The sequence below is a fragment of the uncultured Brevundimonas sp. genome (genome assembly GCF_963975535.1).
Taxonomy (GTDB): domain Bacteria; phylum Pseudomonadota; class Alphaproteobacteria; order Caulobacterales; family Caulobacteraceae; genus Brevundimonas.
In genome coordinates, this window is record NZ_CAXBHE010000002.1 from 236,528 (window position 1) to 257,697 (window position 21,170).

General features: G+C 68.7%; 22 protein-coding genes and 1 tRNA gene. 14 read left to right on the plus strand and 9 right to left on the minus strand.

Annotation, left to right across the window (positions count from 1 at the left end):
• Positions 1-5: 5 nt before the first annotated feature.
• Positions 6-269: a flagellar biosynthesis protein FliQ gene (gene fliQ / locus AACZ75_RS03430; RefSeq protein WP_339871253.1), complete on the minus strand. Its 264-nt coding sequence runs from the start codon at positions 267-269 to the stop codon at positions 6-8.
• A 158-nt stretch (positions 270-427) separates the two neighbouring features.
• Between fliQ and AACZ75_RS03435 the strand changes: the two genes are divergently transcribed.
• The 3 genes from AACZ75_RS03435 to AACZ75_RS03445 are packed head-to-tail and all read left to right on the plus strand — an operon-like array spanning position 428 to position 3,377.
• Positions 428-1,537, plus strand: coding sequence for a 2OG-Fe(II) oxygenase (locus tag AACZ75_RS03435; protein ID WP_339871254.1), 1,110 nt, complete (start codon positions 428-430; stop codon positions 1,535-1,537).
• Positions 1,538-1,583: 46 nt separating this feature from the next.
• Entirely contained in the window at positions 1,584-2,171 is a 588-nt protein-coding gene (gene folE / locus AACZ75_RS03440) for a GTP cyclohydrolase I FolE (protein WP_339871255.1), read from the plus strand.
• A gap of 57 nt (positions 2,172-2,228) precedes the next feature.
• Positions 2,229-3,377, plus strand: a complete 1,149-nt coding sequence (locus AACZ75_RS03445) for an acyltransferase (protein WP_339871257.1) — start codon at positions 2,229-2,231, stop codon at positions 3,375-3,377.
• A gap of 14 nt (positions 3,378-3,391) precedes the next feature.
• Here the strand turns inward: AACZ75_RS03445 and fliE are convergent, their stop codons facing one another.
• From fliE to flgB, 3 genes are read right to left on the minus strand one after another with little or no spacing between them, the layout of a single operon-like run.
• Positions 3,392-3,712 (minus strand): flagellar hook-basal body complex protein FliE, encoded by a 321-nt coding sequence (fliE, locus tag AACZ75_RS03450; RefSeq protein ID WP_339871259.1) that lies wholly within the window; start codon positions 3,710-3,712, stop codon positions 3,392-3,394.
• 8 nt (positions 3,713-3,720) lie between these two features.
• Positions 3,721-4,137, minus strand: coding sequence for a flagellar basal body rod protein FlgC (flgC, locus tag AACZ75_RS03455; RefSeq protein ID WP_339871260.1), 417 nt, complete (start codon positions 4,135-4,137; stop codon positions 3,721-3,723).
• Between the two features lie 25 nt (positions 4,138-4,162).
• The gene (gene flgB / locus AACZ75_RS03460; protein WP_339871261.1) at positions 4,163-4,567 is read right to left on the minus strand and encodes a flagellar basal body rod protein FlgB; all 405 of its coding nucleotides are present in this window, start codon (positions 4,565-4,567) and stop codon (positions 4,163-4,165) included.
• Positions 4,568-4,727: 160 nt separating this feature from the next.
• Here flgB and AACZ75_RS03465 point away from each other — a divergent pair, with 160 nt between their 5' ends.
• The 3 genes from AACZ75_RS03465 (at position 4,728) to AACZ75_RS03475 (ending at position 6,233) form a co-directional block, all read left to right on the plus strand.
• Positions 4,728-5,018, plus strand: a complete 291-nt coding sequence (locus AACZ75_RS03465) for a flagellar biosynthetic protein FliO (RefSeq protein WP_339871262.1) — start codon at positions 4,728-4,730, stop codon at positions 5,016-5,018.
• Positions 5,019-5,041: 23 nt separating this feature from the next.
• Complete coding sequence (fliP, locus tag AACZ75_RS03470; RefSeq protein ID WP_339871446.1) at positions 5,042-5,842, plus strand: flagellar type III secretion system pore protein FliP; 801 nt, start codon at positions 5,042-5,044, stop codon at positions 5,840-5,842.
• Between the two features lie 112 nt (positions 5,843-5,954).
• On the plus strand, positions 5,955-6,233 hold the full coding sequence (locus tag AACZ75_RS03475; RefSeq protein ID WP_339871263.1) for an HU family DNA-binding protein: 279 nt from the start codon (positions 5,955-5,957) through the stop codon (positions 6,231-6,233).
• A 12-nt stretch (positions 6,234-6,245) separates the two neighbouring features.
• Here AACZ75_RS03475 and AACZ75_RS03480 read toward each other — a convergent pair whose 3' ends face one another.
• The gene (locus AACZ75_RS03480; protein ID WP_339871264.1) at positions 6,246-9,158 is read right to left on the minus strand and encodes a hypothetical protein; all 2,913 of its coding nucleotides are present in this window, start codon (positions 9,156-9,158) and stop codon (positions 6,246-6,248) included.
• 129 nt (positions 9,159-9,287) lie between these two features.
• On the opposite strand from AACZ75_RS03480, the gene AACZ75_RS03485 reads away from it, so the two are divergent.
• A complete protein-coding gene (locus AACZ75_RS03485) occupies positions 9,288-9,710 on the plus strand; it encodes a DUF983 domain-containing protein (RefSeq protein ID WP_339871265.1) in 423 nt (140 codons plus the stop codon).
• 5 nt (positions 9,711-9,715) lie between these two features.
• Here AACZ75_RS03485 and AACZ75_RS03490 read toward each other — a convergent pair whose 3' ends face one another.
• The 3 genes from AACZ75_RS03490 to AACZ75_RS03500 all read right to left on the minus strand — a co-directional run bounded on the left by AACZ75_RS03490 (position 9,716) and on the right by AACZ75_RS03500 (position 13,327).
• Positions 9,716-12,262: an ATP-binding protein gene (locus AACZ75_RS03490; RefSeq protein WP_339871266.1), complete on the minus strand. Its 2,547-nt coding sequence runs from the start codon at positions 12,260-12,262 to the stop codon at positions 9,716-9,718.
• A gap of 245 nt (positions 12,263-12,507) precedes the next feature.
• A tRNA-Arg gene (locus AACZ75_RS03495) sits at positions 12,508-12,584 on the minus strand.
• Between the two features lie 251 nt (positions 12,585-12,835).
• The gene (locus tag AACZ75_RS03500) at positions 12,836-13,327 is read right to left on the minus strand and encodes a hypothetical protein (protein ID WP_339871267.1); all 492 of its coding nucleotides are present in this window, start codon (positions 13,325-13,327) and stop codon (positions 12,836-12,838) included.
• Positions 13,328-13,470: 143 nt separating this feature from the next.
• Here AACZ75_RS03500 and AACZ75_RS03505 point away from each other — a divergent pair, with 143 nt between their 5' ends.
• From AACZ75_RS03505 to AACZ75_RS03525, 5 genes are all read left to right on the plus strand, one after another.
• Positions 13,471-15,951, plus strand: a complete 2,481-nt coding sequence (locus tag AACZ75_RS03505; RefSeq protein ID WP_339871268.1) for a helicase-related protein — start codon at positions 13,471-13,473, stop codon at positions 15,949-15,951.
• A complete protein-coding gene (locus tag AACZ75_RS03510) occupies positions 15,948-16,241 on the plus strand; it encodes an RNA-binding S4 domain-containing protein (protein WP_339871269.1) in 294 nt (97 codons plus the stop codon). The genes AACZ75_RS03505 and AACZ75_RS03510 overlap by 4 nt, the downstream gene beginning before the upstream one ends.
• Positions 16,242-16,313: 72 nt before the next feature.
• The gene (gene fdxA, locus AACZ75_RS03515; RefSeq protein ID WP_339871270.1) at positions 16,314-16,655 is read left to right on the plus strand and encodes a ferredoxin FdxA; all 342 of its coding nucleotides are present in this window, start codon (positions 16,314-16,316) and stop codon (positions 16,653-16,655) included.
• 299 nt (positions 16,656-16,954) lie between these two features.
• Positions 16,955-17,527, plus strand: a complete 573-nt coding sequence (locus AACZ75_RS03520; protein WP_339871271.1) for a CarD family transcriptional regulator — start codon at positions 16,955-16,957, stop codon at positions 17,525-17,527.
• Between the two features lie 86 nt (positions 17,528-17,613).
• Positions 17,614-18,030, plus strand: a complete 417-nt coding sequence (locus AACZ75_RS03525; RefSeq protein ID WP_339871273.1) for a hypothetical protein — start codon at positions 17,614-17,616, stop codon at positions 18,028-18,030.
• An 11-nt stretch (positions 18,031-18,041) separates the two neighbouring features.
• Here AACZ75_RS03525 and AACZ75_RS03530 read toward each other — a convergent pair whose 3' ends face one another.
• The gene (locus AACZ75_RS03530) at positions 18,042-18,509 is read right to left on the minus strand and encodes a DUF3617 family protein (RefSeq protein ID WP_339871274.1); all 468 of its coding nucleotides are present in this window, start codon (positions 18,507-18,509) and stop codon (positions 18,042-18,044) included.
• Between the two features lie 225 nt (positions 18,510-18,734).
• Between AACZ75_RS03530 and rpmB the strand changes: the two genes are divergently transcribed.
• Together rpmB and AACZ75_RS03540 are read left to right on the plus strand one after the other, a co-directional pair.
• On the plus strand, positions 18,735-19,031 hold the full coding sequence (gene rpmB, locus AACZ75_RS03535; RefSeq protein WP_339871275.1) for a 50S ribosomal protein L28: 297 nt from the start codon (positions 18,735-18,737) through the stop codon (positions 19,029-19,031).
• A 124-nt stretch (positions 19,032-19,155) separates the two neighbouring features.
• A complete protein-coding gene (locus AACZ75_RS03540; protein ID WP_339871276.1) occupies positions 19,156-20,892 on the plus strand; it encodes a M1 family metallopeptidase in 1,737 nt (578 codons plus the stop codon).
• Positions 20,893-21,170 lie beyond the last annotated feature (278 nt).

Here is a 21,170-nt window from a genome sequence, read left to right on the forward strand (position 1 = left end):
CGCGCTCACATCCCGGCGATGCGCGCGGCGATGGTCCGCATGAACCCGCCCAGTAGCGACCCCATGACCGGCAGGAACAGCAGCAGGGAAACGAAGATCGCCATGATCTTGGGCGCATAGACCAGGGTCTGTTCCTGGATCTGGGTCAGGGCCTGGAACAGGCCGATGCTGACCCCGACCACCAGGGCCACCAGGAGCATGGGGCCGCACAGCTGAATCGTCAGCCACAGGGCATCACGCCCGACATCCAGAACTTCAGCGCCGCTCATTCTCAGCTCCAACGATACTGGGCAGAAAATGCCGGGACCATGGTTAATGCGGAGTTAGGAAACCCCTTCAGGGCGCACGAATTGCCGGTTCGTCCCCGCAACCCGCCCCGACCGCAAAATCCGCTGCACTCGGGCGGCACCGATGTTATGGCTGCCCCATGAGCTCGCTGGCCACTGAAGACATCCATCGCCGTGCCGTCGCCGGTGACGGGGACGCCCAGTTCGCCCTGTCGCGCATCTTCGATCGCGAGGGCCGGCACGAAATCGCCGTCTCCTGGCTGGACCGGGCCGCGCGCCAGGGTCACGTCCCGTCGATGACCTGGCTGGGCACCCGCCTGCTGGTCGGTCGCGCCGCGCCGTTCCAGCCGAACGAAGGGGCGGTGCTGCTGGCCCGGGCCGCCGAACTGGGCCAGGCCGAGGCCGCCGCACGGGTGGCCGTGCTCGCCGCGGTCGGCGTCGGCCGTCCGCAGAGCTGGGAAACAGCCCTCGACTGGCTGCAGACGGCCGCCGACCGGGGTGACGCCGACGCCCGGGTCCAGCTGGTGTTGCTGACCGACGATGACGGCGTCGCCGCCGCCGCGGAGCGCCCCGACCCTGACCCGGCCCTGTGGGCCCGGGCCCGCAAGGCGGTCGACCTCAAGGCCTGGCTGACCCCGCCGGTCGCCCGCACGATCTCGGACTCCCCGCGTGTCCAGGTCTTCGAAGGCTTCACCACCCCGGCCGTCTGCGCCTGGATCATCCAGCGCGCCCGCGCCCGGCTGGTCCCGGCCCGGGTCTATGACGCCGACAAGGGCGGCCGTCGTCCGGACGGCATGCGCACCAGCAGCGGGGCCGGCTTCAGCCTGCTCGACACCGACCTGGTCCTGGCCCTGATGCGGGCCCGCATGGCCGCCGCCGCCCCGGGCCTCGACACCGCGACCTTCGAGCCCTGCAACATCCTGCGCTACGACATCGGCCAGCGCTACGAGCCGCATTTCGACTTCCTCAATCCCGAAGCCCCGGCCCTGGCCGGGACCCTGGCCGAGCAGGGTCAGCGCCAGGCCACCTTCCTGACCTATCTCAACGCCGACTATACCGGCGGCGAGACGGCCTTCCCCGAGCTGGACTGGCGCTTCGGCGGCAGGACCGGGGACGCCCTGCTGTTCTTCAACGTCGAACCGGACGGGCGGGTTGATCCGCGCACCCTGCACGCCGGCCTGCCACCGGTCACCGGCGAGAAATGGCTGCTGTCGCAGTGGATCCGCGACCGGCCGCAGCCAATCGTCTGAGCGTCACCGCTCCCCTTTCATCGCCTCCCGCACTATGACTGACCGCATGACCGACTCGCCGACCGAACCCGCCATCCCCCAGTCCGAGGCCGAGGCCGCCGTCCGTACGCTGATCCGCTGGGCCGGCGACGACCCCGACCGCGAGGGCCTGCTCGACACGCCCGCCCGCGTCGCCCGCAGCTATCGCGAGCTGTTCGCCGGCTACGAGGTCGAGCCGCGCGCCTATCTGGAACGCACCTTCGAGGAGGTCGGCGGCTACGATCAGCTGGTCGTGCTCAAGGACATCCGCTTCGTCAGCTTCTGCGAACACCACATGCTGCCGGTCGTCGGTGTAGCCCATGTCGGCTATCTGCCGACCGACCGCGTCGTCGGCATCTCCAAACTGGCCCGGGTCGTGCGCGGCTATGCCAAGCGGCTGCAGATCCAGGAGAAGATGACCGCCCAGATCGCCGACGCGATTCACGAGGTCCTGCGCCCCGCCGGGGTCGGCGTGGTGATCGAGGCCGAACACAGCTGCATGACCCTGCGCGGCGTCGATGTCCCAGGGGCCACCCTGAGCACCAGCACCCTGCTCGGGGTCGTTCGCGACGACCCGCGTACCCGCGAGGAATTCCTCCGGCTGGTGCGCGGCTAGCCTCCGGCCCGAACCTTGCTGCGACAGGCGTGAACACCGGTCAGGAGGGCCGGAATCATGACCTGGACCGCCATTTCGACCCAAAAGGAAACAACGCCCATCGTCCGCGGTGGCTGGCTTGATGCCCTGCGTTTCATCGTGGCCGCCCTGATCATCCTGCATCACTTCCAGGGCGCGGGGCCGGTGGCCCTGGCTGAAGACGTCCATCCGGTGTTCGAGCGGGGCGGTTTCCTGCTCACCAACTTCTTCCTGATCGACTCCGGCTATGTGCTGATGCGGGTCTATGGCGCGGCGCTGGGCCGGGGCGCGCTGTCGCCCGGCACCTTCGTCCTCAAGCGCCTGCTGCGGGTCTGGCCCGCCCATCTGATCATGAGCCTGGGTCTGATTGCCATGGTCGTGCTGGGCACCGCCGCCGGGGTTCCGCCGCGCAATCCGGAATGGTTCCAGTGGGACCAGCTGCCGGCCCAGATCGGTCTGGTCCAGGCGTTCGGCATTCCCGGCGGCCTCGGCTGGAACGCGCCGACCTGGTCAATCTCGGCCCTGATCGGCTGCTACCTGGCCTTTCCATGGGTCCTGCGCGGCCTGACCCGGCTGGGGCCGTGGTCGATCCTCGCGCTGGGGGTGGTCGGCTATCTGCTGGCCAACCAGCTGTGCTGGGCCCTGCTCGACTATCCCGTCTACCAGATGCCGCTGCGCTACGGCTTCTTCCGCGCCCTGCCGCTGTTCGTGCTGGGCATGGCCCTGGCGGGCTTCGCCCAGAAGGTCTGGATCGATCCCCGTCTGGCCCGCTGGGCCGGGGTCGTGGCCGCCGTCAGCCTGGCCGCCATCCAGCTCGTCGACAAACACGCGCTGGCCTCCCTCGTCTGTATCTCGGTGATCATCCTCGCCGCCGGGGCCGTTCCGACTCCGCGTCCGTCGAAATGGGTCGAGAAGGCCGCCCAGGTCTCGTTTTCCATGTTCATGACCAATGAGGTGGTGCGTATCGCCTGGTTCGGCGTGGCCAATGTCGCCATCGCCCGCTTCGACCTGCCGGTCGCAGCCCAGTGGGCCCTGTGGACCCTGGGGGTCGCGGCCGCCGTGGGCTTCGCCTTCGCCTTCCATTTCGGGATCGACAATCCGCTCCAGACCCGCATCCGCGCCTGGCTCAAGGCGCGGTCACCGCGCCCGGTGCGCCTCGGCGGTCCGGTCGTGTCGCTGGAGGGATAGACGGTCGCCGATCGTCAGATCGGCATCCGCATGATTTCCTGATAGGCCTGAATCACCTGATCGCGCACGGCCATGACCGTTTCCAGCGAGGCCTCGGCCGAGGTCACGGCGGTGACCACATCGATCAGACTGCCCTTGCCCTGCACCGAACTGGCCATCTGTGTTTCGGCGGCCTTGGTCGACTGGGTCAGGTCGCCCATGACGTTTTGCAGCAGGTCGGAAAAACCCGCCCCCTGGGCCGCGCCCGCCCCGGCCGTGGCCGAGGTCAGCTCGGTCGGCATGGCTCCGCCCTGGACCGAGGAATAGGCGCGCGCCGCCATCATGGGGTTGATCATCTAGCGCCTCACTTCTTCAGCAGGTCGAGAATGCGGGCGTCCATCGCCCGCGCCGTCTCGATCACATTGAGGTTGGCCTCATAGGCCCGCTGCGCCTCGCGCATGTCCATGGCCTCGACCAGCGAGTTCACATTGGGCCGCAGCACATAGCCCTCACCATCGGCGGCCGGGTGCGAGGGATCATATTCCTTGCGGAACTCACTCTGGTCCGGCCGCACCTCGGCCAGGGTCACGCCCGTGGCCCCGTCGACGTTACGGGCCTCGAACACCGGGATCTGACGCCGATAGGGGGTGCCCGCAGGCGTTCGCGCCGTCGATTCGGCGTTGGCGATATTCTCGGCGATGACGCGCATGCGCGACTGCTGGGCCTTCAGGGCCGAGGCGGCCACGCCCATGGCGCTGTTGCGGGCGACGGGGTCTGGCATGCTCTATCGATCCTCGCTCATGGTGTCAGCGACCCGGCCCGCGGGCGGCCGTGCGCAGCATGTTCATCGACTTCTGGTAGAAGCTGATTGCGGCGTCATAGGCCATGCGGCTCTCGGCCATCTTCAGCATCTGCTCCTCGACGACCACCGTATTGCCATCCAGGGTGGTTTCGGAATCGGGCGCGGCACTGGTTTGGAACCGGTTCTGCGGCGCGGCCGGCGCGATGTGATTCGCGCTGGTCCGGGTCATCTGCAGGGTTCCCCCCTGGCGCAGGGCCGCGGCGAAATCGGTCGGGGCCTTGAGATCACGGCCCACGTATCCCGGCGTGTCCGAATTGGCCACGTTCTGGGCAATGACCCGCTGACGTTCGTCCAGCCAGGACATGCGACCCTTGATCTGGTCCAGCAGGGGCAGGTCGGAAAAGCCCATGGCTTCCTCCCGTCAGACGCGGCGCGCCCGTTCAGATGGGCAGAAAATGCCGCCTGCATGGTTAACGCGGAGTTATCTAAACGACCCGTTAACCACGATCGGCAAGGCTCCATGCGCCGGCCCCCGATCGCGGTGGTGTCGCCGGCGGGGCCATTTCTGAATGAACTTCCTCGACCTTGCCCGCGCCGTCTTCGGTCTGGCCTTCACCCTCGGGATCATCGGCCTCGCCGCCTGGGCCGCCCGACGCTACGCGCCGCAGCTGATGGCCCGCATCAGCGCCGAACGCGGCGAACGCCGTCTGCGCGTCGTCGAGACCCTGGTGCTCGACCCGGCCCGCCGTCTGGTGCTGGTCCGGATCGATGACGAGGAACGCCTGATCCTGCTGGGCGAGGGCCGCGAGCTGATCGAGCCGCGTCAGCCGGCCCCGCCCCTGACGGAGACCGACGCGTGACCGCTCGGGCTTCACGTCAGGCCCTGTTCGCCATCCCCACCCGGGCCGAGGTCAAACGCGCGGCCCTGCTGTCCCTGCTGACCACCGCCCTGTGCCTGTTGTGGCCGCTGGCCGCCCTGGCCCAGGAAGCGGCCCAGACCGGCGCGGCCATCAATGTCGACCTCGGCACCGGGGCCGGCCTGACCACGCGGGTGGTGCAGCTGGTCGGGCTGATGACCGTCCTGTCGCTGGCCCCGTCCATCGTCATCATGACCACCAGCTTCGTGCGAATCATCGTGGTTCTGTCCTTGCTGCGCACGGCGCTGGGCATGCAGCAGTCGCCACCGAACGCGGTTCTGGTTTCCCTGGCCCTGTTTCTGAGCGCCATCGTCATGGCCCCGACGTGGCAGGACGCCTATGATTCGGGCATCCGCCCGCTGCTGGATGAGCAGATGGAGCTGCCCCAGGCCTTCGATGCGGCCTCCGAACCTGTGAAGACTTTCATGCTCGCCCAGGTCGATCGCAGCGACCTCGCCCTGTTCACCCGGCTGAGCCAGGTGGAGGCGAATACCGCGGCCCCCGACCTGCCCCTGCGGGTGGTCACTCCGGCCTTCATGATCAGTGAGTTGAAGACGGCCTTCGAAATCGGATTTCTTCTTTTTGTTCCGTTCCTTGTGATCGATCTGGTGGTCGCGAGCGTGCTCATGAGCATGGGGATGATGATGCTACCGCCGGTGGTGGTTTCCCTGCCCTTCAAGCTGATTTTCTTTGTGCTCGTGGATGGCTGGAGACTGGTCGCGGGAAGCCTGGTCGAGAGCTTCCAGCGGGCCTCCGGAACAGGCTGAATCCCCACCGTCAGTGACCCAAGCGGCAAGCACCGCTTGCCAAGCGCACCAAAACACGCGTTGATCGGTTGGTCTCGCCCGGAAATCGGGCGGCCTTTTTTGGAAACGACCCATGACCACACAAGCTGAACTCATCGCTGCCGTCGCCAAGGACGCCAACGTTTCGCAGGCCGACGCCGGCCGCGTGCTCGAAGCCATCGTCAAGAACATTCACAAGAGCCTGATGGCCGGCGGCGACGTCCGCATCTCGAACCTGGGTGTTTTCGACACCGCCGCCCGTGCCGCCCGCGAAGGCCGCAACCCGGCCACCGGCGCGACCATCAAGATCGCCGCCTCCAAGGCCGTGCGCTTCCGCGTGTCCAAGCCGCTCAAGGATGCGGTCAACAGCTAGGACCCTATTCGGTCAGGCGGCGGCTGCGGGTCCCGCAGCGGCCGCCGGTGCCGGAGCCTGGGTTTGAGGACGGGCGGGGGTCGCAGCTGTGCGGGTCCCGCCGGTCTGCTCCCTGAACCTAGCCTTCATCGCCGTGACCCATCCGGCGAACGTATCAGCCCCACCGGCCGCCGTGCCGATATCGGCGGGATTGACGTCGCCGCCATTGGGCCCCGCCAGGGCGATCCGCAGCGCGCCGGCTGAACGGGCCCCGGGCACCAGCGGCGCATAGTCACGTGACAGCCGGGCCAGCGCCCCCTGGTCATCGACCAGCGAATAACCGACCCCGGCCCGGATCAGCAGGCTCTCCTCGGCCGGCGTGAGCGGCACCGTCGACGCCTTCCAGCGCTCCCCCAGCCGCTTGTCATACGCGGCCGCGGCGCCCGCCCAGTTTTCCTGTTTCCAGAACACCTCGGCCCGCACCTCCGCCGCCGCCGGCGTGGTGTCGCGATCCAGCACCTCCAGTGCATGATCGAAGCGGCCCAGATCCATCAGGGCCCGGGCCTCCAGGGCCCGACGCTCGGCATTCAGGGCGTTGGGCAGCAGCGTCGTGCGCGAGCTCCAGATCGCCTGCAGCGCCTTCTCCGCCTGCCGGTCCATCAGATACACGGTCGCCAGGTCGGTCGCGACCTGGGCCTTGGCCACACCCTCCAGCCGGTTGTCGACCTGGTGTTTCAGCAACTCGGCCGCCTGGTCCAGCAGGTCCACATTGACCAGCCGCCGCGCCAGCCGCCGCACCATCTCGTCCCCGTCGGCCCCGACCGGGGTCAGTTCGCGGAAGTCGTAGAACAGCCCCAGGGCCTGGATCGGCTGCAGGCCGTCGGCTCCGCCCTCGAGAAACAGGCTGCGGAAGGCGTTGGACAGATCGGCCTGGAGATCGGCCGCCCCGGGCAGGACGGCCATGCGCGTACCGGCCCCGCGCAGCGCCGTCAGCGCCTCCCGGTACAGGCCCTGCGACAGATACAGGCTGCCCAGCTGCCGGATCACGGCCAGTTCGGTGGCGTCCCCGCGCCAGCGCCAGCGCAGCGATTCCAGCTGGTCGGCCGCTGCATCGGGTTTCAGGGTGCCGCGGTCCAGTTCCATCCGCACCACGGCCAATTTGGCCGGCGTGGCGATGCCGTCCAGCGGGGCCCGGGCCACGGCCTTGTAGACGGCCAGGGCCCGGTTGCCCTCGCCCTGCAGCTCGAACAGCCGCGCCTGGACCAGCCGGGCCGCCAGCTGGTCGGCCGCGCTCGTCGGCTGGCTGAAACTGTAGGCCAGCAGGGATTTGGTGGCGTCGAGGTCACCGGTCTCCAACGCCGCCAGCGCATGGGCGGCTCCGAAACGGGCGCGCCAGGCCTCGGGAAAGCTGTCGATGACCGAAGCGCCGGCGATGAAGCCCCGTCGCGCCTCGGCCCAGTCGCCCTGCTGGGCGGCGATATAGCCCTGCCAGACCCGCGCCGACGGATCGCCGGCCAGGGCACCGGCGGCGAAATCGGCCTGGGCCTCCTGGATGCGGCCGATCGACACGCGGGCCGCGCCACGCAGGCCGCGAACCTCGGCCTCCCCCGCCATGTTCGGAGCCTGGTCGATGATCGAATTCAGGATCCCGACGGCCTCATAGCCCAGCCCTGAAGCGACCAGGAACCGGGCCAGGGCCAGCCGGGCCTCGATCGGGGCCCGCGGATTCTGGCCGGCGGCCTGGGACTCCCCGGCGGCCCGGTTCTGAAGCTCGCGGAAGCGCGGGGCAAAGCCGCCCGGACCGGCCTCGCTCCATTCCGGCAGGATCAGGGCGGCGAACCGGGCCTTTTGCGGTGCGCCGGTCGGTGTTTGCGCCGCGGCCAGCAGCACCGAAGGCGGCGACAGGATCAGCCCGCCCGGCCGCGTCAGCGACACCAGGTCGCCGTCGGCGGTGACCCGAAGATCGTCGGTCGGGGTCTCGATCGCCAGCCCGTGCGCCGTCGGCAGCAGGGTCATGTCGACCGTCTGGCGACGCTGGCCCAGACCCTTGCCCGGGGCGAGGGCCGTCACGGCCGCGAAACGGTCGCCGACCAGCGGGTCGGTCAGCCACACGGTCCGGGTCGATCCGGCCATCCGCACGACCAGCGCCTGGTCTCCGCTCTCGGCGCGCGTCACCTCGACGCCCGCGGCGGCGACGGGCTGCCCGCCGATCACCACGGTCCAGGCCGATCCCTGGCTGATCACGGACACCGGCAGGTTGTCGGGGGCGGCGATGCGAACGGCGATATAGTCGGTTCCGGCCGCCCAGCGGGCATCGGTCGCCGGCCCCAGGGTCCGGGCTCCGGCCATGTCCAGCCGCGCGACCGTATCGAATACGACCCAGACCGCCGCCCCGCGGCGGAACACGGCCGCGCCGACCGGCTGGGTCCAGGCAAAATTCAGCGAGACCTTGTCCGCCGTTGCGGTTGCCGTCACCGGAATGACCGCAGCGGCGGCGGTGGTCGCCGCCGGGGCCTCGGCCGGTGCGGCCGTGCCCGGGGCATAGAGATTCAGCCACACGGCGCCGTCGGCGTTGCCGCTGCGGACGTCCGCCCCTTCGGCCAGGGTCAGGACCAGCTCCGTGGCCCCGGGCACCGACCGGGTCTCGACACTCGCGACCCCCTTGGGTGGATCGACCCGCAGGCGCGAGATGTCGGGGGCGGCGGTGGCACCGATCCGCACGATGACCGCCTGGCCCTCGCGCCGCACCTGCGATCGGGCCCCGATCACCCCGGCGAATTCGACCCGGGTGAAGCGGGGATTGGCCCCGACGCGAATTTCGATGGGCGCGACCGACGCGCCGAATTCCTCGGCCAGCGGAGCCAGCGGCGACAGCACCACGGCACCCGCCGCGGCAGCCGCCACGGTCGTTCTGAGGATGCGCTTGCTGGATGAGACCCCGGACATACGCGCGCACACTCGCGCGAAGCCCTTTAATCGCGGTTAACGGAGAATGACCGGTCATCCGCCCTCGTCGCCCGGCCCGCGACACTGACGACGCTTGCAACCTCGCCCGCCGGGGCCGACACCCCCGGCATGACCGACGTTGAACATCCGCGCCTCAGCACCCTGTCAACCGGTCTGCGTTGCCGTTGCCCCCGTTGTGGCGAGGGGCCGCTGCTGACCGGCTATCTGACCATCCGCGACTCCTGCCCGGAATGCGGTCTGGACTACAGCTTCGCCGACCCGGCCGACGGCCCGGCCTTCTTCGTCATGTCTGCGGTCGGGTTGATCGGGATGATCGGTCTGATGGCCTTCGACCTGATCCTGCACCCGCCCATCTGGATGCATCTGATCGTCACCCTGCCGCTGCTGATCCTGATGTGCCTGGCCACCCTGCGGCCGTTCAAGGGCTGGATGGTCTCGGAGCAGTTCATTCACAAGGCCGCCCAGGCCGAATGGGCGAGCGTCGGCAAGCACGGGGCCGGGACGGGCCCCCGCGGTCGCCGTCCGGACTGACGCTGTCAGGCCACCTGCAACTCGGGCCGGTCGACGTCTTGCGAATTCTGCGGTTCCGAGCCTTTCGCGCAGAGCGCGCTCGCGATGCCCATGAGCAGGACCTCCATCTCGATCGGCTTGGGGACATGACCGTCAAAGCCGGCGTCCAGGAATTTCCTGCGGTCACCATTCGAAGCATCTGCCGTCAGGGCGATGATCGGCACGCCGGCCATCGCGGACCGAAGCGCACGGATGGTCCGGGTCGCCTCCAGACCGTCCATGACCGGCATATGGATGTCCATCAGGATCAGGTCGAAATGGCCGCTCTGACAGGCCTCGACGGCCTTCGCGCCGTTGTCGGCAAAGGTCAGGTCCCAGCCGAATCCGCCCAGCAGGGCCCGGACCACGGCCTGGTTGGTGAGGTTGTCCTCGGCCACCAGGATTGCGCACTGTGCCGGCAATTCAATTTCCGGTTCCACCGCCTCGACCGCGTCCGCCACGGCGATGATCAGCGGCAGCGTCACCGAAAAGGTCGAGCCCGCGCCCGGCGCGCTGACCACGGAAACGTCGCCCCCCATCAGCATCGCCAGCCGCTTGTTGATCGCCAGCCCCAGGCCGGTGCCGCCGAAGGCCCTGACAGAGCCGGTGTTCAGCTGGCTGAATGCCTTGAACAGCCTGGTCTGCTCGTCCGCACTCAGACCGGCTCCGGTGTCGGTCACCGCGATGGTGAAGGTATCCGCCGGGCGGTCTGAGCACCGGGCCACGACCGTGACCTCGCCGGCGTCCGTGAACTTCAGCGCATTGGAAATGAAGTTCGAGACGATCTGCCGGAGCCTCTGGCCGTCGGTCGAGATCAGCGGGGGCAGATCCGGCGCGACAACCAGGCTGAACGCGACCCCCTTGTCGTCGGACACCGCCTGCCAGAGCCCGGCCAGGTCCCCGAGGATACCGGCCACATCGACCGGACCGGGCACGACATCCAGGCGACCGGCCTCGATCTTCGACAGATCGAGCACGTCGTTCAGCACCGTCGTCAAGCCGCGACCGGACTGCAGGATCATCTGGACATGGTTGCTCTGTTCGGGCGCAAGAGGGGTCTGGGCCAGCGCCTGCGCGGTCCCCAGAACTCCGTTCAGAGGGGTGCGAAGCTCATGGCTCATCATGGCCAGGAACTCGGACTTGGCGGCGCTGGCACGCTCGGCAACCTGTCTGGACCGGGCCGCCTGTCGGGTTCTCAGAATCAGGCGTGTCTCGGCCTGGACCTGCGCCGTTACGTCCCACATCGCCCGCATGCGACCGCGTCCGCCATCGATGGTATCGACCACGGCGGACTGGGACTTGATCTGAAGCTCCGCGCCCGCACGGGTTCGGTAGGCCCAGGGGCGCGACGACAGTCGGGTCTTGTCATTCCCGAACGCCGCCATCTCCGCGACGAAGGCGTCATGCTCGCGGGGGGCCAGCACGTCCCACATGCTCAGGGATGTGAACTCCTCCCGGCTCCAGCCGAACAGGGCAATCGCGGCATCATTGACCCGCACGAACGCCAGGGTGACCGGGTTCAGGATCCAGAGCGGTACAGGATTGTCGTCGAACAGCGTCAGCGACAGTTCCTCACGGACCTTGAGTTCGGTGATGTCCGCTGCGATCGACACCATGCCGCCTGCCGGCAGCTTGCGGTCCCTGATCTGGTACCAACGGCCGTTCGCCTGCCGCTGTGTGATCGTGCGACCGGACTTGCGGGCCTTCATTCGCCGGGAAAGCGCCGCCCCGGCGGCGGGGTCGGCATCAGCGACCGAGTACGCCGTTCCTGTGGCCACCAACGCGGCGAAGGATTTGCCTTTCGCCAGCTGGATCGACGCGTCCTTCGCCGCCCTGGCATATTCGCGGTTCCACTCCTGCAGGCAGTCGTCTTCGTCATAGATCGCCACACCGACGGGCACCGTCATGAGAATGCCCCGCAGATACTCGACCTGCTTGCCCAGCGCAGTCGCCGCCTCATCCGCGGTCTTCCGGGCCGCCGCCACGGTCGCCAACTGGGCCCGGTGGTCACGCTCGACCCGGCTTCGATCGTCGCGATAGATCATCCAGGCCGGCCCGAAGAAGGCCGCGAACCCGAGGAGGGTAAGACCGCTCAGAACGAGCACATCAGCCGACATGGCGCGGTCCGAAAGGGCCATGGCGATCGGCACGACGGTCGGGGACGCGCAGATCAGACCCAGCCGGGGCGCATTTCTGAACGCGGCCCCCAGCAGTTGCAGACCAATCATCGAGACCAGCAGCGACACCGCCGCTGAAAGACTGGCCTCATCCACGGCCAGCAGGATCGGACAGGCGATCAGCGCCGCAACGTCGATGACGATCGCCGTATCCGGGTTCCTGAAACGCGCCACGACGTGGGCCTTGTACCAGGCGGACCGGGTCACCATCAGGAAGCCGAGGCACCAGATCAGCCAGAACACCGCACTCCAGATCGCGCCAATGGCCAGCAGGGCCACGGCCCCGCACACCGGAAACAGGCGCTGCGCCACCTGTATCCAGCGATGATCGACCGTGGAGATGTCGTTGGGGTGCATGTCGGTCTCGAGCGCGTGCGTTCTGCCGCAACCCGCGAACCTAGCGATGAACCATGGAAGAACGGTGAATGCCGAAACCCGGTGACCCGGCGCGGCCGTCTGCCGGACGCCCACGGCGACAGGGGTCTGACCCTTCGCCAGTCTCAAGCCGGTCGCGGGCCAGTCGAGCGGTGCGGTTCCGGCGTCAACTGCGCCCGATCGAAGGGCGGCCATGCTGCAGACCGGTGCGCACGGGCACGGATGAATGGCGACCCCGGAGGGACTCGAACCCCCGACCTCTGCTTTAGGAAAGCCTTGCTCTATCCGGCTGAGCTACGGGGTCACGGACGCTGACCTAGCGGCTCGGCGGGCGGGGGGGAAGCGCAACGGGCCGCGGCAGGGTAAATTTTCCCCACCGGCCCCGCACGCCGCAGCGCCCGGCCCGCCGTCCTGATAGTGGTTAATCACCCTTAAGATACAACATCTTGTAGGGAACAAACCCCGAATACGGCAGTGTCAGTGATTCGGTCCTGATTCGTTTCACCCCTGTTCCGCCGGTTAACCACGCTCCGTTAAGTCCGGTCTTCGGCAGCCCTAGACCAGCAACATCAGCATCGGCAGAACGACACCGGCCAGCAGCAGCCAGCGCGCGGTGACGCGCGAGCGGCTGACCATGGCCCCCATCCACATGCCCAGCAGGGTCGACAGCACCAGGCCGACGGACACCAGGGTGAAGAACCACTGCAGCAGCAGCTTCGACAGCGGCGGGGCGGGCTTCGGTTCCGGCCTGGCGGCCTCGACCACTACCGCCGCCGGGGCGGCCGCCTCGACCGGAGCCACGACCGGCGCGGCCTTGGGCTTCTTCAGCGCATAGACCTGGTCCATGTGCATCCGGCCCAGCTTCTCGAGGATCGGCGGCGGGGTGTAGCCCTCATGGCTTTCCTGCAGCCGGAAGATCTGCAACCCGCCGGTGATCGCAAACAGCAGCACGCTGGGCGCGATGAGCATGCCCAGGAACAGGTGGGCCTGGCGGATCAGCATCGGCCAGGCGATCGGCTTGCGGGCGGCGGGGGCAGTTTCGGTCAAGGTCAGGCTCCGGAAAGGGGGTCGCCCCCAATGTGCGGTCCGGGCCGCGTTCAGCAAGCGAAATCCTCGATCCGGCCTGCGACCCCGTCGACCGGCGGATACGACTTGAGCAATGCCCCGCGAATCGCCACCTTCATCGCATCATGAGTGATCGCCCCACGGGTCTGGCCCCCTCGCGCGTCGTCGCGGTCCTGGGCCCCACCAACACCGGCAAGACCCATCTGGCGGTCGAACGGATGCTGGGTCACGCCTCGGGCATGATCGGCCTGCCGCTGCGCCTGCTGGCGCGCGAGATCTATGAGCGGATCGTCAAACGCTGCGGCGCGGCGGCGGTGGCCCTGATCACCGGCGAGGAGAAGATCGTGCCGCCGCGGGCCCGGTTCTTCGTCTGCACCGTCGAGGCCATGCCCCTGGAACGCCAGGTGGAGTTCCTCGCGGTCGACGAGATCCAGCTGGTCGCCGATCCCGAGCGCGGTCACATGTTCACCCAGCGGCTGCTGCACGCCCGCGGCCGGTTCGAGACCATGTTCCTGGGGGCCGGCACCATGGCCCCGCTGATGCGGGCCCTGATCCCCGACCTCGAGATCATCGCCCGCGAACGCCTGTCGACCCTCAGCTATGACGGCTCGAAGAAGCTGACCCGCCTGCCGCGGCGCAGCGCCATCGTCGCCTTCTCGACCGACCGGGTCTACGCGATCGCCGAGCTGATCCGGCGCCAGCGCGGCGGGGCGGCGGTGGTCATGGGCAGTCTGTCGCCGCGCACCCGCAACGCCCAGGTCGAACTGTTCCAGTCCGGCGAGGTCGACTTTCTGGTGGCCACCGACGCCATCGGCATGGGGCTGAACATGGACGTCGACCATGTCGCCTTCGCCGGTCTCAGGAAGTTCGACGGCACCCGCACCCGCTGGCTGCACGCCCATGAGATCGGCCAGATCGCCGGCCGCGCCGGTCGTCACCTGCGCGACGGCACCTTCGGCGTCACGGGCGAATGCGACGGGCTGGACACCGACCTGGTCGACCAGGTGGTCGAGCACCGCTTTGATCCCGTTGTGGCCGCCGAGTGGCGCAACGCCCGGCTCGATTTCGACACCCTGCCCGACCTGCTGCGTTCGCTGGTCGAGACGCCGGGCGTCCGGGGGCTGAAGCTGGCGGCCCCGGCGCTGGACGAGACCCTGTTGCGCCGGGCCATGGCCGATGACGACGTCAAACGCATCGGGCGCTCGCGCGGGGCGGTGATGCGACTGTGGGAGGCCTGCCAGCTGCCCGACTTCCAGAAGACCACCCTCGACGAGCATGCCCGTCTGTCGAAGGAGATCTTCCAGGCCCTGACCGGGCGACGCGGGCGGCTCGACAATGACTGGATCGCACCCCGCTTCGCCCGGCTGGACCGCGACGACGGCCAGATCGACCAGCTCTCGGCCCGGCTGGCCGGGGTCCGCACCCTGTCCTACATCGCCAACCGCGCCGACTGGCTGGACCAGGCCAGGGACTGGCGCGACCAGACCCGGGTGCTGGAGGAACGGCTGTCCGATGTCCTGCACGAGCGGCTGACGGCCCGCTTCGTCGATCGCCGCACCACCGCCCTGATGCGCTCACTGAACGACCGCCCCGACCTGGCCGCCGAGGTGGCCGCGGACGGTCGGGTCACGGTCGAGGGCGAAGTGGTCGGTCATCTCGACGGGGTCCGTTTCGCGCCCGACAAGGGCGGTTCCACCCTCGCCGACCGCACCCTGAAGGCCGCCGCGGGTCGCGCCGTCAGCCCCGAGATCGCCCGCCGGCTGGGCAGTCTGACCGCCGATAGCGACGACGCCTTCACCGTCACCCCGGACGGCATGGTCCTGTGGCAGGGGGCCCAGGCGGCGCGGATCACCGGCGGCGATCCCTTTGCCCCCCGGGTGCGCCTGCTCGGCGACCTCGGCCCCGTCGCCACGCGTGACCGCGCCCGTCAGCGCATCGAGGCCTGGCTGGCGGCCGAGGCCGGGCGAGCGCTGAAATCCCTGCGTCGCCTGCGCCGGGCTTTGGACAGCGGCACCCTCAAGGGTCTGCCCCGGGGCCTGGCCTTCCGTCTGGTCGAGGCCGGCGGCGTCATCGACCGGGCCGAGGTCGAGCGCGACCTCCACGCCCTCAGCCCGGCCGAGCGCCGCACCCTGCGCACCTTCGCCGTGCGCATGGGTAGCCACTCCGTCTGGTTGCCCGATGTCTTGAAGCCACGGGCCCGCGCCCTGGCGCTCGCCTTCGTCGCGGATCAGCCGTTCCGGCCCCGAACCGATGGTCTCACCCGGCTGCCCGATCCGCCGCCTTCGGCCCGGACCCTGTCGGCCTGGGGCCTGCGTGCCGTCGGACGCTGGGCCGTGCCGGTCGAGGCGCTGGATCGGGCCGCCGACCGGCGCGGCAAGGACGGTACCCTGCCCGCCCCGGTCCTGGCCGAACTGGGCTGGACCGCCGATGAGGCCCGGGCCCTGACAGCCGCCCTGCGACCGGCCCGGACGCCCGAGCGGCCCGGACGGCCGGTCGTGCCGCCGAAGGACTCGCCCTTCGCCGCCCTGGCCGCCCTGACTCCGGTGACACCGCGCGCGCCGCGCCGCCGCGCCGCGACCCGTCGACGCACGACACCCAAGGCATGACGCCCTCCGGCTGTCGCATCGACATCTGGCTGTGGCGGGCCCGGTTCCTGCGCACCCGGTCGCTGGCCACCGCCTTCGTCGACCGCGGGGCGGTGCGTCTGACCCGCCACGGACGGCAGGCCCGCCTCGACCGGGCGGCCCGACCGGTGCAGGTCGGCGACACCCTGGTCTTCGCCCTCGATGGCCGTCTGGTCGAGTTGCGGGTCGCCGCGCTCGGGACGCGCCGTGGCGGCTCGGCCGAGGCCCGCGGCCTCTATGTCCCGGTGGACCCGGTCATGCCCGGCGGTTGACAGGGCCCCGGCCCGGGGTCATGTCCGCAGGCCATTCCCTCCCCCAACGTCCGCCGGTATTCCAGCCCCGCCATGACCTACATCGTCACCGACGCCTGCGTGAAATGTAAATTCATGGACTGCGTCGAGGTGTGTCCGGTCGACTGTTTCTACGAGGGCGAGAATTTCCTCGTCATCGCGCCGGACGAATGCATCGACTGCGGCGTGTGCGAACCGGAATGCCCGGTCGACGCCATCGTCCCCGACACCGAGGACGAGCCCGACGGCAAATGGCTCCAGGTCAACGCCGAATATGCCAAGGTCTGGCCCAACATATCCGTCAAGGGCACAGCCCCCGCCGACGCTGCACAATTCGAGCGCGAGACCGGCAAGTTCGAGAAATATTTCTCCCCCAAACCCGGCAAGGGCTCCTGATCCCCGGGTCCACGTCGGACCGGTGACGTCCCTCTCCGCGGGCGGGCCTGCGGATGTTTTGAAATTCCGGCATTTTGTGATAGGTTCATCGTCATTGGGTCGGGCGGTCAGCGAATTATTCGCCCCGCCCGCGTTTGCGACAGAACCCCGCCCACGAAGGCAGGGTCGGCCAGAGGTTTGGTGATCCGTTTCCGCAATGATGTCTAAGCCTGTCCCCTCCGACGGCCCCCGCCGACGGAGAGGATTTGACGTCTCTGTGTTTTCGACTCGCCCGCCACTGCTGCCGGGAAAGGAATGACATGACGAGCAAGAGCGGTCTGGAATTCAAGGTTGGCGACGCGGTCGTCTATCCGGCGCACGGCGTCGGCAAGGTCGCCGCCGTCGAGGTCCAGGAAGTCGCGGGCATGGAACTGGAAGTCTATGTCGTGACCTTTGACCACGAGAAGATGACGCTGCGGGTTCCGACCAAGAAGGCCAAGACGGCCGGGCTGCGCACCCTGGCGGCCGACGATGTGGTTACCAAGGCCCTGACCACCCTCAAGGGTCGGGCCCGCATCAAGCGCACCATGTGGAGCCGCCGCGCCCAGGAATACGAAGCCAAGATCAACTCCGGTGACCTGATCTCGATCGCCGAGGTGGTTCGCGACCTGCACCGCGCCGACAGCCAGCCGGAACAGTCCTATTCCGAGCGTCAGCTCTATGAATCGGCGCTCGACCGCATGGCCCGCGAAGTCGCTGCGGCCAACCGCATCGACAAGGGGGCCGCCGTCGAACTGCTGGCCAAGTCGCTCAGCGCCAAGAAGGCCGTGCTGTCGCCGGCCGCCATCGCCGCTGCGGCCGCCGAAGCCGAGGCTGAAGCCGAAGCCGCCTGATCCGCTGACGCCATCTGACGAACCGGAACGCCCGCCTTTACGGCGGGCGTTTTGCTGTCCAGAGTTCCGCACGGGAGGATGGACCAATGTTGATCATGATTGCGGCCGCAGCGGTCGCCGCCCTGTCGACCCCACCACAAGCGTCGGCGGACTGCCGCACCGTGAGCGTCTACTTTCGATCGGGGCGAGCCGACCTCGAGCCCGCGGCGGCTGGTCTCCTTGATACCGTCTACGCGCTGGTCGGATCGACCGACGGGTCGCGCCGGGCGGCGACGATCACCGGCCATATCGACAGCGACGAACGGGCCCAGGGCCTGACCACCCTGGACGAGGAACGCGTGGCCGCCGTCTGGAGTCGCCTCGAGGCGCTTCGCGCCGGGCGGGGCGACCCCTGGTCCTTCACGGTCAGCAGTATGGACGACACGACGCCGGCCCGACCCTCGTCAGACCCGGAGCAACTGAACAGGCGGGCCGAGCTTGCCGTCTGTCCAACGGCAGGCTGACCCGCCCGCACTCAGAAATATTCGGCGTTGGCCGGACACTGGGCGCTGATGCGGCGCGCCGTGATGCTGGCCGGAATATAGGGCAGGCCACGGGCCAGCTGGGCCCCGCCACGAAAGCGGAAATGTTCCGCATCATAGGGCCCGTTCAGCCGGACATTGACGCTGCGTCCCTTGGGATCGCGACAGACCCCCTCGAACCGGGCCTGGCCGTTACCGACCACCCGCACCGGATAGGTACACTGCCAGCGGCGCGTCGACAGCCCGCCGAAGAAGCGATTGATCTCGCTGGGCCGCACGCATTTGGTCTCGGTATCGCCCACGCCCAGGGCGCTGGTCGTATATTCCCAGTAGCCGGGCAGGACGGTCTGGGCCGGTGCCGGGGTCTGGGGAGCCGCCGCCGATGCACCCAGCATCAGGGCACCGGCCAGGACCGGAACGGCGGTCGCCAGGGTGCGGGTCAGCAGAGCAGAAGGTTTCATGGTCGCCCCTCGGTTTGAAAACGTCGTCATCGATAGAGTCTCTATATGGTGTCATTTGAACGGCGGCTGAACAGCCCCGTTCGACTCCGGACATGCCGGTTCGGCCTTGACGTCCGGACCACGCGTCCTCTATACGGCCCCCTCTCGCGCGGGACATTTGCCCGCGCGTTCCTGTTTCATGCGTCCGGCTCCCTGTTTCCGGATGTGACCTTTAAGGATCTGACGATGTCTCGTCGTTGCGAACTCACCGGTATCGGCCCGATGGTCGGCCACAGCGTGAGCCACTCGAATGTGAAGACCAAGCGCCGCTTCCTGCCGTCGCTGAAGACGGTCAAGCTGGCGTCCGAGTCGCTGGGCCAGTCCTTCAGCCTGCGGATCTCCAACGCTGCGCTGCGCACCCTCGACTACAAGGGTGGCCTGGACGCCTTCATCGTCAAGGCGCGCGACGAGAAGCTCTCGACCGCCGCCCAGCGCATCAAGCGTCAGGTCAAGGCCAAGCTGGCGGAACAGACCGCCGCCTGATCGGCTCTGCATCCCGATTCTGAACGAGGCCGGTGGCGACACCGGCCTTTTTCTTTGCCCGTGATCACCCTTGCGCCCGCGGCCCTTCGCCCTACCCTCGCTCCGGTCATCTCCGGAGTTCATCGTGTCCGCCACCGTCGCCCGACTTGCCGCGCCCGCAGTCGCCGCCCTGACCCTGGCCGGCTGTGCCACGACCCCGCCGCCGCCGCCCGGGCCGCGCGTCTCCACCGCCTTCACCCTCGAGACCGACCAGCCGCGCACCGCCGCCCAGCTGGCGCTGCGCTTCGACCATGCCGACCTGTCGTTCCGCGTCAGTCCCGAGGCCCGCGCCCTCAGCGCCGTGGCCGGGCTCGGCTTTACCGCCACCGCCCCGGTGTCGCAGCTGGCGGTCGAGCTGGACACGGTGTTCGACATCTCCGCCATCGCGGTCGACGGGATGCCGGTTTCCGCCGGACACTGGGCCAATACCGACGGGCACCTGACCGTCGACCTGCCGCGCGCCCTCACCACCGGTGAGTCGGTCAACCTTCGCATCGCCTATGCCGGTCGGCCCCGGGTGGCCCCGAACCCGCCGTGGGACGGCGGCTTCGTCTGGGCGACGACCCCGGACGGGCGGCCGTGGGTCGCCACCGCCGTCCAGGGCGAGGGCTGCGACCTGTTCTGGCCCTGTATCGACCATCCGCTGGCCGAGCCGAACCGCGTCGACCTGCACATCACCGTCCCGACCGGCCTGTCGGCCCCGGCGAACGGTCGCCTCACCGGCGTCGTCGACCAGGGCGACGGCTGGACCACCTGGAGCTGGAGCGCGACGCGGCCCAACACCTATGCCGTGGCCCTCGACATCGCTCCCTATGTCGCGCTCAGCGCCGACTACACCAGCCGCTACGGCAATACCGTGCCGATGATCTACTGGTACCTGCCCACCGACGACCCCGACCGGGCCCGGGCCCTGTTCGATGAATTTCCGCGCATGCTGGACTTTTACGAGGCGACGGTCGGCCCCTACCCCTTCGGGGACGAGAAGATGGGCGTGGTCTCGACCCCGCACCTGGGCATGGAGCACCAGACCATCAATGCCTACGGCAACGGCTACAGACTGGACGGGCGCGGCTTCGACTGGCTGCTGCATCACGAGCTGTCGCACGAATGGTTCGGCAACCAGCTGACCAACGTCAACGCCGACGACATGTGGCTGCATGAGGGTCTGGGCACCTATATGCAGCCCCTCTACGACCGCTGGCTGCACGGCGACCGGGCCATGCAGGCGTCGCTGCTGAAACAGCGCCAGGCCCTGCTCAACGTCCATCCGGTCGTCTCCGGCGAAGTGCGCACCGGGGCCCAAGTCTATGACGGCGACAAGGGGCCGGGCCTCGACATCTACAACAAGGGCTCGCTGATCGCCCATACCCTGCGCCTGCTGATCGGCGACGAGGCCTTCTTCACCGCCGTTCGGCGGCTGGTGTACGGCCGTCCCGATCCGCGCCCGGGCAATTTCGGCCCCCGCTTCGCCTCGACCGGCGACTTCCTCGCCCTCGTGAACGACGAGAGCGGCCGGGACCTGACCTGGTTCTTCCGCGCCTATCTCTACCAGGCGGGCCTTCCGGATCTGCGCCAGACCCGCAGTGGCGACCGGCTGGAACTGGAGTGGGTCACCGGCGACGGCGGGGCCTTCCCCATGCCGATCGAGATCGAGATCGACGGTACCCTGACGACCCTGCCGATGACCGGCAACCACGGAAGCCTGACTGTGCCGGCCGGGGCTCACGTCCTGATCGATCCTGCTGACAGGGTCCTGCGCCGTCTCGACCACATCGAACGCTGGAAGGCGCGAGAGGCCGCCGACACCGCCCCCGTAAACTGACACACGACGCCGCGGCCCCGTTCCGCTCAACGACATGTGAGCGGCCCCAGCTTGACAAAACGCCGGTGTGCGGTTTGTCTTTTCGAGCCATGAAGCTTCCCGTGATCAAGGTCATGAGGCGCTTTGCGTGTCAGCATTGCTTTGGCTGGTCAGAACGGCGACAGGGCAATGTCTGTTATCGTTGCGGCCTCTTTGTCGCGGAGCCGGCTCCGGCCCCTTCGGGAAAGCGAGCCTTGCATCATCGCGCCGTGGCCGACGCGAACCCGGCTGCCGGCAAG

Bases quoted from the DNA above. Each gene is read 5' to 3' on its own strand.
- fliQ (WP_339871253.1), bottom strand. From the start codon at position 269: ATGAGCGGCGCTGAAGTTCTGGATGTCGGGCGTGATGCCCTGTGGCTG.
- AACZ75_RS03435 (WP_339871254.1), top strand. From the start codon at position 428: ATGAGCTCGCTGGCCACTGAAGACATCCATCGCCGTGCCGTCGCCGGT.
- folE (WP_339871255.1), top strand. From the start codon at position 1,584: ATGACCGACTCGCCGACCGAACCCGCCATCCCCCAGTCCGAGGCCGAG.
- AACZ75_RS03445 (WP_339871257.1), top strand. From the start codon at position 2,229: ATGACCTGGACCGCCATTTCGACCCAAAAGGAAACAACGCCCATCGTC.
- fliE (WP_339871259.1), bottom strand. From the start codon at position 3,712: ATGATCAACCCCATGATGGCGGCGCGCGCCTATTCCTCGGTCCAGGGC.
- flgC (WP_339871260.1), bottom strand. From the start codon at position 4,137: ATGCCAGACCCCGTCGCCCGCAACAGCGCCATGGGCGTGGCCGCCTCG.
- flgB (WP_339871261.1), bottom strand. From the start codon at position 4,567: ATGGGCTTTTCCGACCTGCCCCTGCTGGACCAGATCAAGGGTCGCATG.
- AACZ75_RS03465 (WP_339871262.1), top strand. From the start codon at position 4,728: ATGAACTTCCTCGACCTTGCCCGCGCCGTCTTCGGTCTGGCCTTCACC.
- AACZ75_RS03475 (WP_339871263.1), top strand. From the start codon at position 5,955: ATGACCACACAAGCTGAACTCATCGCTGCCGTCGCCAAGGACGCCAAC.
- AACZ75_RS03480 (WP_339871264.1), bottom strand. From the start codon at position 9,158: ATGTCCGGGGTCTCATCCAGCAAGCGCATCCTCAGAACGACCGTGGCG.
- AACZ75_RS03485 (WP_339871265.1), top strand. From the start codon at position 9,288: ATGACCGACGTTGAACATCCGCGCCTCAGCACCCTGTCAACCGGTCTG.
- AACZ75_RS03490 (WP_339871266.1), bottom strand. From the start codon at position 12,262: ATGCACCCCAACGACATCTCCACGGTCGATCATCGCTGGATACAGGTG.
- AACZ75_RS03505 (WP_339871268.1), top strand. From the start codon at position 13,471: ATGAGTGATCGCCCCACGGGTCTGGCCCCCTCGCGCGTCGTCGCGGTC.
- AACZ75_RS03510 (WP_339871269.1), top strand. From the start codon at position 15,948: ATGACGCCCTCCGGCTGTCGCATCGACATCTGGCTGTGGCGGGCCCGG.
- fdxA (WP_339871270.1), top strand. From the start codon at position 16,314: ATGACCTACATCGTCACCGACGCCTGCGTGAAATGTAAATTCATGGAC.
- AACZ75_RS03520 (WP_339871271.1), top strand. From the start codon at position 16,955: ATGACGAGCAAGAGCGGTCTGGAATTCAAGGTTGGCGACGCGGTCGTC.
- AACZ75_RS03525 (WP_339871273.1), top strand. From the start codon at position 17,614: ATGTTGATCATGATTGCGGCCGCAGCGGTCGCCGCCCTGTCGACCCCA.
- AACZ75_RS03530 (WP_339871274.1), bottom strand. From the start codon at position 18,509: ATGAAACCTTCTGCTCTGCTGACCCGCACCCTGGCGACCGCCGTTCCG.
- rpmB (WP_339871275.1), top strand. From the start codon at position 18,735: ATGTCTCGTCGTTGCGAACTCACCGGTATCGGCCCGATGGTCGGCCAC.